The sequence below is a fragment of the Amycolatopsis pigmentata genome (genome assembly GCF_042684065.1).
Classification (GTDB): domain Bacteria; phylum Actinomycetota; class Actinomycetes; order Mycobacteriales; family Pseudonocardiaceae; genus Amycolatopsis_E; species Amycolatopsis_E pigmentata.
The window spans coordinates 71118-83400 of record NZ_JBHUKR010000019.1 but is presented as its reverse complement, the minus strand read 5'-3'; the positions used below and the strand labels follow the sequence as shown (position 1 = coordinate 83400).

Sequence of the window (12283 nt, the reverse complement as noted above, 5' to 3'; positions counted from 1 at the left end):
GGAAACACCTCACCGACCGCTGCTGGATCGAGAAAATCTCGATACAGCTTGCCTTTTCTCTGTCGACCTCTTCATACTCGGTCACTATGCGAACTTTCGTACGCAGGGAGCCCAGCCGATGAAAGCAGCCGTGACGGTGGGCCCGAACAGAGTCGGGATAGTCGAACGTCCGGCGTGCGCCGCGGGCGAAGGTCAGCTGCTGGTGACCGTCGAGCAGGTGGGCGTATGCGGTACGGACGCCCACATCTGGGCCGGTGAATACCCGGCCACGCGCCTGCCTCTCGTGCAGGGGCACGAGGTCGCCGGCCGGGTCGGCGACGACCGGGTCGTGGTCGAACCGGCGTTCTCCTGTGGTGACTGCCATGCCTGCCGGATCGGGAGGAGAAACGCCTGTGCGCACAGCGCTGTCCTCGGCGTTCACCTCGACGGCGCGCTGAGCGAGCTGATCGCGGTACCGGCCGGACGGGTGCATTTCGCGCCCCGCCTGTCGACGACGGCCGCGGCCATGGTCGAGCCGGCCGCCATCGCCCTGCAGGCCGTCGAACGGTCACAGGCCGGCGCGGGTACCCGCGCGCTCGTCCTGGGATGCGGGCCTATCGGGCTTCTCGCGACACGGGCGCTGGCCGACCGTGGTGTCCGGGTGGCCGCGGTCGATCGCGAACCGGCCCGGGCGGACCGGGCTCAGCGGTTCGGTGCCACGTTCACGACGGTGACCAGCAGTAGGCTGGAACCCGATCAGCGAGCGGCGATCGTCGAGTGGGCCGATCACGAGGGACCTTCGGTCGTCATCGAGGCGACGGGTGCGCCGAGCGCACTGGCCGCCGCCCTCGATCTGGTCGTCTCCGCGGGACGGGTGGTCGCCGTCGGGATCTCCGCCGCCGAAGCCCGGTTGCCCATGAACACGGTGCCCTACAAGGAACTCGACCTGGTCGGCAGCCGCAACAGCCGGGCTCTGTTCCCCACGGCCATCGGGTTCGCCGAGCGGCACCACGCCATCATCGAAGAGCTGGTCACCCATCGGTTCCCGCTAGCGCGGACGCAGGAAGCGTTCGCGCTCGCGCATCACGGTGACCCGGCCGTCGGCAAGATCCTCATCGAGGTGGCCGGAAGTGAGTGAATCGCCGGTCGCGGCCCCGCTCCGGCTCGGGCCCGTCGAACTGCGCAACCGTGTGGTCGCGGCGCCGATGGAACGCAACTATTGCCGCCCCGACGGCGCACCGACCGACCACTATGTACGGCGGATCGCCGCGGTGGCCGAGGGAGGGACGGCACTCGTGTATGCCGAGGCCTCCTTCGTGCGTGCCGACGGCAAGGCACGTCCGCGTCAGCTCGCGGCGGACGAGGACTCCGCCATCCCGGGCCTGCGCAGGCTGGCCGACGCCGCACACGAGGCCGGCGCCCTGTTCGGCATGCAACTGGTACACGGCGGACGGCTGGCCAAGGCCACGATCAGCGGCTACACCCCGGTGGCCCCCTCGCCCGTGATCGCGACGGTGGTGGACGGTGACCTGCCACTCGAACTCGATCACGACGATATCGCCGATCTCGTGGTCCGCTTCGCCGAAGCGGCCCGCCGCAGCGCCGACGCCGGAGCCGACGTGATTTCGCTCCACGCGGCCCACGGCTATCTCCTGTCGCAATTCTTGTCCCCCAGGACGAATCGGCGCGCCGACTCCTACGGCGACCCGGCGCGCTTCCTCGGGGAAGTCATCGCGGCCGTCCGCGAAGCAGTACCAGAGCTTGCCCTCGGTATCCGTGTATCGGCGTATGAAGGCCTGCCGGACGGGCTCCGAATCGAGGACACGGTGGACATCCTCGACCGGGCCGGAGTGTCCGAATTGGACTTCATCGATGTCTCCGCGGGCTGCTACGAGGCAGGCCAATGGATCACGCCACCCGGCGAACTGCCACGCGGCCTGCACGCGGAAGCGGCGGCGCGTTTCCGCGTGCTGGGCCCGCCGGTGGGGGTCGCGGGCCGGATCGTCGACGGGGAAACGGCGAACAAGATCCTTTCTCGTGGGCAGGCGGATTTCGTCACGGTCGGCCGCGCGCTGCACGCCGACCCGGCCTGGACACGGAAGGTTCTCGACGGAACGCGACCCCGTCCCTGTATCTCCTGCAACTACTGCACCGACCGGTTGCGTACCGGGGAACCCGTCGGATGCGCGGTCTGGCCCGAGGCCGCAGGTTCGCTTCCGGCCGTGCCGACCCCGGCCAAGCGCCCCGACGTCCTTGTCGTCGGGGCGGGACCGGCGGGGATCGAGGCAGCCCTGACAGCGGCACGCAACGGACACCGCACCAGGCTCGTCGAGCGCCGTCCGGTCCTGGGCGGAGCCTTCGGACTGGCCGCCCGGCTGGCCGAATACCCGGAATACCACCGCATCCTCGACTGGCAGGCCACACAGCTGGCCGAGGCGAAGGTGACCGTCGAACTCGACACCGAACTCTCACCGGCGGACATCGCCGGTCAGCCCGAGGACATCGTCGTCCTCGCCACCGGAACGGCCCGGTCGGTACCGGATCTGCCCGGCGCGTTGTCCGCGCGAGTGCACGACCTTCTCGCCTGGCTCGCCGACGGACTCGACCGGGAACTCGAAGACGACTACGTGGTGTGGGGCGCGGACCGCGACGGCACCGCGGTCGCCGACCACCTCGCGGCCGCGGGCGCGGCCGTCACCCTCATCGGCACCGAACCGGAACCCGCCCACGACGTCGGCGCCAGGGCGAAGATCCTTCCCCTGGCCAGACTCGCCACCAATCCCCGGGTTCGCCTCGTGCTCAACGCCGTCGTGACGGCGATCGAGCCTGGCCTGATCCACGTTCGCGACGCCGCCGGGGAACGAACCGTCCTGCGCGCCTCCGGTCCGGTTCTGGTGTCCGTGAACGCCGCCGACGCGGTCAACCCGGTGACCGGGGTACGGGCCGCCGCCCCGGGCAAGACGGTCGTCGCCGTCGGCGATGCGGCAGGCCAGGGCGGATGGTCGGCACTGGCCATCCGGCACGCCGCGGAAACGATGCACCGATTCGCCGGAGGAACCATCGCATGACTTCGCTGCCGCAGCTTTCGACCGGGAACACGGTCAGCGTGCCGTCCGTCGACCTCCCCATCGCGACTCGCGCCGACGTCGTGGTCGCCGGCGGGGGACCGGCGGGGTTCTGCGCCGCGATCGCGGCCGCCCGCACCGGTGCACGCACGCTGCTCGTGGAACGTGCCCCTTTCTTCGGTGGGACCGCGACCGGCGCGATGGTCGCCAGCTTCATGGGCTTCTACTGGCGCGACCTGCCGGTAGGTGGTGGTATCGGCCACGAGATCACCCAACGGCTGATCGACGCGGGCGGCGCGAGCGGCTTCACCCCCTACCTGCTCGCCGAGGCGAGCGAGAAACCGCTTCGCGTGCGCACCTTCCCTTTCGATCCGGAAATCCTGAAACTGGTCATGGACGACATGGCCGCGGAAGCCGGGGTCGAAATCCGGCTGCACGCACAAGCCGTCACCCCCGTGACAGCTCAAGGGTCGGTCCGCGGGCTGATCGCGCAAAACCTCGACGGGCCCGAAGCGATAGGTTCCTCCGTCGTCGTCGACGCGACCGGCAACGCGGTCATCAGCCGCAAGTCGGGCTGTCACACGGAAAACTCCGCGGAAGGCCGTCGCGACCGGCAGCCGATGACCATGATGGCCAGACTGTCCGATGTGGACATAAAGCGGTTTCGTGGTCTGGCGCGCGACGAGAAGCGGCGGCTCGCCAGGCTGGGCGTCGAGACGGGCGAACTCGCCCAGCAACTCCTTTCCCTGGTCAGCTCTCCCTCCGGTAACGACGCGTTCATCCTGATGACCCGGGTGTCCGGTTTGGACGGTTCGGACAGTCGCGACCTCACCCGAGCCGAAACCCTGGGACGAGACCAGGTGCGCTCGGTGCTCGCCTTCCTGCGCCGCGCCGTTCCTGGCTTCGAAAACGCCCACCTCTCCGCGATCGCGCCCTGGATCGGGGTACGGGAGACCTGGCGGATCACCGGTGACTACCTGCTGACCGAGTCCGACGTCCTGGCGGGCCGGCAGTTCCCGGACGCCGTCGCCCAAGCGGGCGGACCGCTCGACGTGCACGACAACGCGAGCGGGCTCACGCTCGTCGAGCCTCCCGCGCCGTTCGCGATTCCTTACCGCAGTCTCCTGCCGAAGGACGTCGACGGCCTGCTCGTCGCCGGCCGGTGCCTTTCCGCGACCCAGTCCGCGATGGGCGCGGTGCGGCACATGGGCACGGCCATGGCCACCGGCCACGCGGCGGGTGCCGCCGCCGCGCTCGCCGCGGATCTCGGCGTACTCCCCCGCCAAGTGCCGGCCGGCCGGGTCCGGGCCGTACTCCGTGCCCAGGACGCGATCGTCGACCCGCCACACCTCGAACAGCCCGCATCGGCCGTGGCCACCCCGATCTGACACCTCGCCCGCAATTGGAGGTCAACGATGACCAGTTCCACCTCGTCCCCAGCGCGTCGGCCCGTCCGAGGGCGGACCCGCGCGATCGCCTCGAACCTGATCGGCACCGTCCTGGAGTGGTACGACTTCTACATCTACGGGACCGCCACCTCCCTCGCGTTCGGCTCACTGTTCTTTCCTTCCTCCAACGCACTCGCCGGGACACTGGCCGCGTTCGCCACCTACGCGATCGGCTTCGCGCTCCGCCCCGTCGCCGGTGTCGTGCTCGCCCGCTGGGGCGACACCATCGGCCGCAAGAACGTGATGGTGATCTGCCTGGTCCTGATGGGACTGGCCACCGGCTGCATCGGCCTGCTGCCCACCTATTCCCGGGTGGGCGCGCTCGCGCCGATCCTGCTGGTGCTCCTGCGGCTGCTCCAGAGCATCGGCGCCGGGGCGGAGTACGGCACCGCGATCACGATGAGCGCCGAATACTCCACCGAGCGCCGGCGCGGGCTGCTGGCGAGCACGCCCGCCTTCGGCGTCTCCCTCGGGATCATGCTCGGCACCGGCGTCTTCACCGCACTGTCCGGTCTGCCGAAACAGGCGTTCCTCGCGTGGGGCTGGCGGATCCCGTTCCTCGTCGGATTCGTACTGGTTCTCGTCGGTCTCTACATCCGCCTGCGGGTCGACGAGTCACCAGAGTTCACCAGGCTCAAAAAGGCAGGCACGGTAACGCGCAGCCCGATCCGCGAACTGCTCAAGAGCCACCGCAAGCACACCGTGCTCGCCGCGCTGGCGCGCTCGACCGACGCGGTCGGCGGCCAGATCTTGAACGTCTTCGTCATCTCCTACTGCACGAGCAAACTCGGGATGCCCGCGGTCACCGCGCTGACCGGCGTCACGGTCGCCCATCTGGTCGGCCTGGTCGTCATCCCGCTCGCCGGCCGCGCCGCGGACCGCTGGGGCCGACGACCCGCCTTCCTGACCGGCCTGCTCTTCGTCGCGGCGTTCGGATTTCCCTTCTTCTGGCTGCTCCAGACCCGCAACCCGGCGCTGGTCGTCTCCGCGGTGGTGCTCTTCGGCGTCGGAGTGGAGATCGCCCTGTCGGTGTCCGGCGCCTACCTCGCCGAGATGTTCGACCCTCGGGTCCGCAACAGCGGGGTGAGCCTTGCTCGATCGGCCTCCGACCCGCTCGCCGGATTCACCCCGCTCATCGCCACCGCCCTGCTGGCGCTGACCGGTTCTTACTGGGGAGTCGGCGTCTTCATCGTCGCGACCGCTCTGGTCTCCGCCACGGCCGTTTTCGCCAGTCCGGAGACCGGTGACCGGACCCCGGTGGCGACCGGAGCCGGGCGGTCCGGCAAGTCGGCAGGTGCCCTACCGTGATGAAATGAGCCCGGACTCGCTGAGTGAAGGGAGCAGGACATGGCCGAGCGTCTCGGTCCCTTCGTGCGCACCTTCGACCGCGGACTCGACGTCTTGACGTGTTTCTCCGCGGAGCGGCCCGACCTCTCGGTCACGGAGGTCGCGTCCGAATGCGGATTCGACCGGGCCACCGCTCGCCGCCTGCTGCGCACGCTGGAGTCGCTCGGCTACGTCGACTGCGTCGGCTCGCGCTACCGGCTCACCGCGAAAGTCCTCGAACTCGGCTACGAAACGATCGGGTCCGAGAGCTTTCCCGAGATGGTGCAGCCCTACCTCGAGGACGTGGCTCACACGGTCGACCATTCGTGTTCGCTTGCCGTGCTCGACGGCGACACCGCGGTCTTTCTGGCCCGCGCCGCGGTCCGGCGCGTGATGTCGATCAGGCTGGCACCCGGAGCCCGGGTGCCGGCCGCCGCCTCGGCGGTGGGGCGCGCGCTCCTGTCCGGGCACACACCCGACCAGCTCGCCGCCTATTTCGAACGTTTCCCACCGCTCCCCTACACCGAGGCGACCATCACCGACACCACGGAGCTGGCACGCAGGATCGCCGACGCCCGCGAACGGGGCTGGGCGCTGATCGACCAGGAGCTCGAACGAGGTGTCCGCAGCGTCGCGGTGCCGCTCCACGATGCCGCGGGCGCGGTCGTCGCCGCCCTCACGATCGGCACCCACACCGGGCAGGTCGACGACGACACCCTGTTCACCGTGATCCTCCCGCGCCTGAAGGACTGCGCGGCGGCGATCGAGCGCACCATCACCACCCGGTCGAACTCGTTCAGCGCAGCACGAAGCCCGATGGTCGTCGCCGCGCCGGAATCGCCCCCGCCTTTGGGGTCCTGACCCTCGCGAGCCGAAGAGGCAGCACGCAGGCCGGAACTCCCGGTCGCCCGCGCGAGGAACGGCCTTCGTGAGGGCTTGTCCCCCTTTGGCCGCGTTGCGCCCCGAATTCGCCATACCACCCTCGATCGAGCCTTTACTTCGTCTCAACGGGAGCGACGAACGGAGGGGGCTCAAGTGGACGGACGCGGAAAAGGGATTGCTTGGGCAGAAAGGATGTCCCGATCATGACCGACCTCGAAGTCCGTCCACAGCGGATCGCGGATGACCGCACAAGGCAGGAACGTTCGTTGCCGCGCGGCCCCCGGCTTCCGGTGCTCGTCAGACCCTGCTGACGCTCCGGCACCAGGAAAAACTGTTTCCGCACTGGACGGCGAGATATGGCGGCATGTTCACTTTGACCTTGTCGCCCGGCAAATGTCGCACGGTGGTCGTCTCGGATCCCGAAATCCTCCGGAAGATCTTCGCCGGAGAGGGCAAGGTGTTCCCTCTCCATGACGCGGCCTTGACTCACTATGTGGACGTCATCAGCGCGCTGACCGCCAAGGAGGTCCGGCGCTGGCCCCTCGGGGAACCCTTCGCGCTGTATCCGCGCCTGAAAGCCTTGAGCCTGGAGGTCATTCTCCGGGTCATAGTCGGGATCGCCGCCGGACGACGCCGCGCCAGGCTCCGGACCCTGCTGTCCGAAATGCTTGCCGTCGACAGCCTGACACTGCTCTGCGGGGCGTACCCCAGCCTGCGGGGGCTTGCCCGGTATCGGCGGTTCGAAGCGTTGATGAACGCCACCGACGCGTTGCTCTACGCCGAGATCGCGGACCGTCGCGCCGAACGCGGCCTCTCGGATCGGCACGACATCCTCTCCAGGATGCTCGCCGACAACCCGGCGGCCACCGACGTCGATCTCCGGGACCAACTCGTCACGCTCTTCTTGGCCGGGTACGACAGCACCGGCACGGCTGTCGCCTGGGCGCTCTACGAGATCGCCCGTCGGCCTTCCGTGCTGAAGGCGGCGCAGAAGGCCAGTGACGACGGGGACAACGCCTACCTTGCCGCCGTGTTCCACGAGAGCATCCGGTTGCATCCGGTCTTCCCTCCGACGGCTCGCACGTTGACCACCGCCGTCGACGTCGGCGGCCGGTGGTTGCCCGCAGGCACCCCGGTCCTGGCCGCCATCGGCGTGGCGCATTCCGACCCTGGGATCTATCACCTTCCGAAGGAGTTCCGGCCCGAACGTTTCCTGGGACGGCAGCCGTCACAAACTCCCTTCGGGGGTGGCGCGCGGCATTGCCTGGGGGCGCATTTCGCCCAAGCCGCGGCTGTCGTGGTGCTGCGCGAGATTCTCCGGCGGTTCGGTCTGCGGCCAGGTTCATGGCGCCCTGAACGGGCACGAACCCACACCATCACGCTGCCGCCGCACCGGGGCGCTTTGGTCCTGCTCGCGCCACGGTCGGCGCGCTGACGCCTGAACGGAATCACTCGGCGACGCGGCGGATTCCGTCGACAAGCTCGGCAAACACCGCTGGGTGATCGAGAGGTCGATCGCCTGGCTGTTCGGGCACCGCCGCCTGACCATCCGCTACGAACGCAAAGCCACCCACTTCCTCGCCTTCCTCACCCTCGGCGCCGCCACCACCTGCTTCAAGAACCTCCAGAAACTGGCCACATGAGACACCATCTAAAGCCGTGGACCGTTCAAAGCCTTCGCCCTTCGTCGATCACCAGGCCCGCAGGGGTCAAGACGATGAAACGCGGCCTAGTTGTACTGCCTCGGGAGGTTGTGGACGTGGGGGACACGTAGTCGGATGATCTTGGCATGAGGGAGGACCTCCGGGTTTGGTGTGGATCACCACAATCTGCACCAGCCATGGGCCTACACCCGCCCCTACCACTCCGAAACCGAACGACGCGAAGCCCTCCCACAATGGCTACAAACCTACAATCACCACCGCGGCCACACCGCACTCGACGGCCACCCACCCGCCACCCGCGTTCCCAACCTCACAAGTCAGTACACCTAGTTCTTTCCGGCGAACGCCGCCGCGAAGAACCGCTGCGTGCCTGGAGGCAACTGCCCTGCCTGCCGCGCCGGCGAGAGGACGCCCGCCCACCACGCGAGGTCGTCCAGGGTGATGGAAAGTGCGGTGTCGGTGAGGCTGTTGACGGGGTTGCCCTCGGCGTCCATCGCCTTCCCCACCTCAGCGATCAGCACGGAGTTGCGCAGCGGCACCATCTCGGCCTCGATCGCCGTGTGGGCAAGGTGCTCCACCGCACGCGCACCACCGGTCAGCGAAGCGCTGTACCCCACGAACGCCGCCGGCTTGTTCCTCATCGCGTAACTGACGAAAACGTTGTCGATCGCGTTCTTGAGCACACCCGGAACGCTGTGGTTGTACTCGGTCGTGACGAACAGGTACGCCTCGGCTTCGGCGAGCTTGCGGTTCCATTCCCGGACGATCGGCTCGGAATAGGTGGGATCGGCGAAATCGCCGACGCTCTCCATGGTCTCCTGGAACATCGGAAGCGGCCAGTCACGCAGGTCGATCAACTCGACCTCGAACCGCCCGTGCTCGCTCGCCCGCCGGACCACCCACGGGAAGACCTGGTCCGCGGCCCGGCCGGGCCGCGTGCTACCGACGATTACCTGCAAACGGTGGGGAACGGTCATGGTCACTCCTTGATCAGCGAATCAGTGAATCAGCGAATCGATGAATCGGTGAATCGGCCCGCCGGCGATTCCGACGGGTACGGACTTCAGCAGATACCGTTGTCCGGTTTCGGGTTGGTCAGACCGAACAACGGGCGTAGCCGCACGCCGAGCCAGGTCCCGCCGAGCGCGCAGACGCCCCACACCCAGCCGCTCACGCTGCCCATCGAAACCCCGCCCAGGTAGGCACCGATGTTGCAGCCTTCGGCCATCCGCGATCCCACTCCCATGAGGAAACCGCCGATCACCGCGGCCAGCAGGGTGCGACGGGGCAGCCGGGTGTGCAGGGTCCAGGCACCGGCCGCCGCGGCGGCGACGGCCGCGCCGATCATGATGCCGAAGTCGGTGAGGCTGGTCCGGTCCGTGAGCACCGGGGATGCCAGGGCCGGTGCCTGCGCGCTGACCCGCCAGTACTCCCAGGTTTCCGGATGCAAGCCGACAAGCTGCAGAAACTTGGCTCCCCACAAGGAAAAGGCGTTCATGACGCCCCAGACGCCTCCCGAGACGAGGAACACTCCCCCGGCCAGCGCGCCGATCACGATCGCGCCCGCGAACATCGGCCAGGAGCCCCGGTACAGCCGGGCGAAGCCGTGCGCGGTCGGCGCCGGTGCTATCGGAGGCGGATTGCGGCGCCGTTGCACGAACCAGGTGACGACGACGATGCCGAGCAGAAGCGTGATCGTGACCGCCCACGAGCCGAGCCAGCCGACCTGGTCGGCGAGCAGAATGCCGTTCGCCCGCGGCAGCTTGCCGAGCACCGGATAGGCCCAGGTATAGAACACGGCCCCGGCGATGAAGGAGGCCAGGGTCGGGAGGATCGTGGACTGGCCGGTCCCGACCGCGAACAAGGTTCCCGACGCGCAGGATCCCGCGAGTTGCATGCCGACGGCGAACAGCACCGCGCCGGCGACCAGAGCCAGCCCGAGCGGAGCGGGCGCGGGGCGCGGGGTGGCACCGAACAAGCCCACCCCGGTCGAGGAAACCAGGGCGATCACCGTCGCGGCCGTGCCGAACATGACCGACTGCGCACGGATGTTCTGGCCGTTGCCCACCGCCACCAGTTGCCGCCAGCCGGTCGTGAATCCGAACCTCGAGTGGTACAAGGCCAGCCCCAGCAGGAGTCCCAGCGTCAGGTACACACCGAATCGCGCGCCGTGGAGCGTCCAGACGACGGCGGTCAGCGTTACCGCGAGCGCGCCGGAGGCCAGGAGTGCCGTGGTCTTGACCGGCGCCTGCGGATCGGGCTCCGGAGGCGCGCACGAGGTCTGCGCGGTGAGGAGTTTCGGGTTGATCGTGATGCCCGTTTCGACCACGGGGACACGCACGCCGACAGCCATGTTCACCTCATCGTTGAGCGGCCGCCGCTTGCCGGACGGCCTTGATGTCGAGCGCGCGCACCTGGCGGAGGACGTCCTCCAGCGCTTCGTCGCTCAGGGAACCCTCGTGGGAGAACACGAGGGCACCGGCGCACAACACCGCGATGGTCGGGACGGACCGCACCGCGAAGGCCGCGCCGAGCTCCGGCTGTTCCTCCACGTCGACGACGGCGAAGGCGACATCGAAGTTTTCGCCCGCGGCGTCGGTGAAGACCCGGTTGAACACCCGGCAGGGCCCGCACCACCGCGCACCGAAATTGATGATCAGGAAGTCGTGTTCGGCGATGACCTCCGCGAACTGCTCCGTGGAGAGGATCATCAGGTCTTGACTGCTGTCCGGCATATCCGCTGACCAATCTTTTCGGTGGTGTGGCCCGGAACGCGAGGTTCAGACCAGGGACGGCTGGTCCTGTTCGACCTGGGCCATCACGTACTCGAGCAGGCGGAGCAGGACATCCTTCACCTCGGGCCGTACCCGGGCGTCACAGCTGTAGATCGGTACGGCCGGGTCGAGTGTCATCGCCTTCCGGACGCTCTCCAACGAGTGGTGCAGGATTCCGTCGAAGGTGTTCACCGCGACGATGTAGGGAATCTGCCGGTTCTCGAAGAAGTCGATCGAGGTGAAGGCGTCCGCCAGCCGCCGGGTGTCGGCGAGCACGACGGCGCCGATCGCGCCGCGCACCAGGTTGTCCCACATGAACCAGAACCGTTCCTGTCCCGGTGTGCCGAACAGGTACAGCAGCAGGTCGTCTTCGAGTTCGACGCGGCCGAAGTCCATCGCGACCGTCGTGGTGGACTTCAACGGCACCCGCGCGGTGTTGTCGTGGCCGGTGCTGGCCGTGGTCATGACGGCTTCGGTCGACAGCGGTTTGATGTCGGAAACCGCCCCTACGAACGTCGTCTTGCCGACCCCGAAACCACCGGCGACCACGATCTTCACCGACGTGACCGACTTGCCTGCCTTGTGGCGCCGGCGATCACCGGTCGGGTTCATAGCAGCTCCCTTTTCCGCCGTGGACGTGTTCATCGTCGTCAAGCTCCGTTTCTCTCCGGCGCCCTCACGCCCGGGCGCCCTGGTCGGCCGCGACCTTCGCCCGGATGTCGTGGTCGTCGCGCGCGTTCGGCGTCAGCATCCGGCCGAACCGGTCGACGAGCAGGGCCATCTCGTAGGCGATCTGCCCGATGTCGTGCGAAGAATCGGCGAGAATCGCCAGGCACGAGCCGTCGCTGATGGACATCAGCAACATCGTTCCCTCGTCCATCTCCACAATGGTCTCGTTGACGTTGCCCGCTTCGAAGCACTGCGCGGCGCCGTCGGTCAGGCTCACCAGCCCGCACGCGACCGCGGCCAGTTGGTCCGCCCGGTCCTCCGGCAGGCTGTCCGACGCGGCGATGAGCAACCCGTCGGACGACACCGCGACGCCGTGCGCGACGCCGGGCACCCGCTCGGTGAAGTCGTTGATGAGCCAGCCGTAGTCGTTCTCGTTCGACGGCGTGGATTCCATGGTTCCTCCATTTTTTCGGTTC

General features: G+C 68.3%; 11 protein-coding genes and 2 pseudogenes. 8 read left to right on the top strand and 5 right to left on the bottom strand.

From position 1 onward, the window contains the following. The first annotated feature begins 118 nt into the window (after window positions 1-118). The 8 genes and pseudogenes from ACFSXZ_RS29720 to ACFSXZ_RS29685 form a co-directional block, all read left to right on the top strand. Window positions 119-1117 (top strand): zinc-binding dehydrogenase, encoded by a 999-nt coding sequence (locus tag ACFSXZ_RS29720; protein WP_378268605.1) that lies wholly within the window; start codon window positions 119-121, stop codon window positions 1115-1117. After that, the gene (locus tag ACFSXZ_RS29715) at window positions 1110-3047 is read left to right on the top strand and encodes an oxidoreductase (RefSeq protein ID WP_378268603.1); all 1938 of its coding nucleotides are present in this window, start codon (window positions 1110-1112) and stop codon (window positions 3045-3047) included. The genes ACFSXZ_RS29720 and ACFSXZ_RS29715 overlap by 8 nt, the downstream gene beginning before the upstream one ends. Beyond that, entirely contained in the window at window positions 3044-4432 is a 1389-nt protein-coding gene (locus ACFSXZ_RS29710; RefSeq protein ID WP_378268601.1) for an FAD-dependent oxidoreductase, read from the top strand. The genes ACFSXZ_RS29715 and ACFSXZ_RS29710 overlap by 4 nt, the downstream gene beginning before the upstream one ends. 27 nt (window positions 4433-4459) lie before the next feature. Next, window positions 4460-5800 (top strand): MFS transporter, encoded by a 1341-nt coding sequence (locus ACFSXZ_RS29705; protein ID WP_378268599.1) that lies wholly within the window; start codon window positions 4460-4462, stop codon window positions 5798-5800. A gap of 39 nt (window positions 5801-5839) precedes the next feature. Further along, window positions 5840-6679, top strand: coding sequence for an IclR family transcriptional regulator domain-containing protein (locus ACFSXZ_RS29700; RefSeq protein WP_378268597.1), 840 nt, complete (start codon window positions 5840-5842; stop codon window positions 6677-6679). 385 nt (window positions 6680-7064) lie between these two features. Next, window positions 7065-8135, top strand: a complete 1071-nt coding sequence (locus ACFSXZ_RS29695; protein WP_378268596.1) for a cytochrome P450 — start codon at window positions 7065-7067, stop codon at window positions 8133-8135. A gap of 31 nt (window positions 8136-8166) precedes the next feature. Then, window positions 8167-8343: pseudogene (locus ACFSXZ_RS29690) on the top strand (IS5/IS1182 family transposase); the annotation flags it as partial. A 192-nt stretch (window positions 8344-8535) separates the two neighbouring features. Further along, window positions 8536-8694 (top strand): annotated as a pseudogene (locus tag ACFSXZ_RS29685) (IS481 family transposase); the annotation flags it as partial. Here ACFSXZ_RS29685 and ACFSXZ_RS29680 read toward each other — a convergent pair. From ACFSXZ_RS29680 to ACFSXZ_RS29660, 5 genes are all read right to left on the bottom strand, one after another. After that, complete coding sequence (locus ACFSXZ_RS29680) at window positions 8691-9341, bottom strand: NADPH-dependent FMN reductase (protein WP_378268594.1); 651 nt, start codon at window positions 9339-9341, stop codon at window positions 8691-8693. The pseudogene ACFSXZ_RS29685 and the gene ACFSXZ_RS29680 sit on opposite strands and share 4 nt — an antisense overlap. Window positions 9342-9427: 86 nt before the next feature. After that, complete coding sequence (locus tag ACFSXZ_RS29675; protein WP_378268593.1) at window positions 9428-10717, bottom strand: YeeE/YedE family protein; 1290 nt, start codon at window positions 10715-10717, stop codon at window positions 9428-9430. A gap of 7 nt (window positions 10718-10724) precedes the next feature. Beyond that, window positions 10725-11075, bottom strand: coding sequence for a thioredoxin family protein (locus ACFSXZ_RS29670; protein WP_378268591.1), 351 nt, complete (start codon window positions 11073-11075; stop codon window positions 10725-10727). 69 nt (window positions 11076-11144) lie between these two features. Further along, window positions 11145-11750, bottom strand: a complete 606-nt coding sequence (locus tag ACFSXZ_RS29665) for a GTP-binding protein (protein ID WP_378268590.1) — start codon at window positions 11748-11750, stop codon at window positions 11145-11147. 64 nt (window positions 11751-11814) lie between these two features. After that, window positions 11815-12261 (bottom strand): roadblock/LC7 domain-containing protein, encoded by a 447-nt coding sequence (locus ACFSXZ_RS29660; RefSeq protein ID WP_378268588.1) that lies wholly within the window; start codon window positions 12259-12261, stop codon window positions 11815-11817. Window positions 12262-12283: the final 22 nt, after the last annotated feature.

Excerpts from the sequence above, each read along its gene's own strand:
- ACFSXZ_RS29720 (WP_378268605.1), top strand. The coding sequence starts at position 119 with ATGAAAGCAGCCGTGACGGTGGGCCCGAACAGAGTCGGGATAGTCGAA.
- ACFSXZ_RS29710 (WP_378268601.1), top strand. The coding sequence starts at position 3,044 with ATGACTTCGCTGCCGCAGCTTTCGACCGGGAACACGGTCAGCGTGCCG.
- ACFSXZ_RS29705 (WP_378268599.1), top strand. The coding sequence starts at position 4,460 with ATGACCAGTTCCACCTCGTCCCCAGCGCGTCGGCCCGTCCGAGGGCGG.
- ACFSXZ_RS29700 (WP_378268597.1), top strand. The coding sequence starts at position 5,840 with ATGGCCGAGCGTCTCGGTCCCTTCGTGCGCACCTTCGACCGCGGACTC.
- ACFSXZ_RS29695 (WP_378268596.1), top strand. The coding sequence starts at position 7,065 with ATGTTCACTTTGACCTTGTCGCCCGGCAAATGTCGCACGGTGGTCGTC.
- ACFSXZ_RS29680 (WP_378268594.1), bottom strand. The coding sequence starts at position 9,341 with ATGACCGTTCCCCACCGTTTGCAGGTAATCGTCGGTAGCACGCGGCCC.
- ACFSXZ_RS29675 (WP_378268593.1), bottom strand. The coding sequence starts at position 10,717 with ATGGCTGTCGGCGTGCGTGTCCCCGTGGTCGAAACGGGCATCACGATC.
- ACFSXZ_RS29670 (WP_378268591.1), bottom strand. The coding sequence starts at position 11,075 with ATGATCCTCTCCACGGAGCAGTTCGCGGAGGTCATCGCCGAACACGAC.
- ACFSXZ_RS29665 (WP_378268590.1), bottom strand. The coding sequence starts at position 11,750 with ATGAACCCGACCGGTGATCGCCGGCGCCACAAGGCAGGCAAGTCGGTC.
- ACFSXZ_RS29660 (WP_378268588.1), bottom strand. The coding sequence starts at position 12,261 with ATGGAATCCACGCCGTCGAACGAGAACGACTACGGCTGGCTCATCAAC.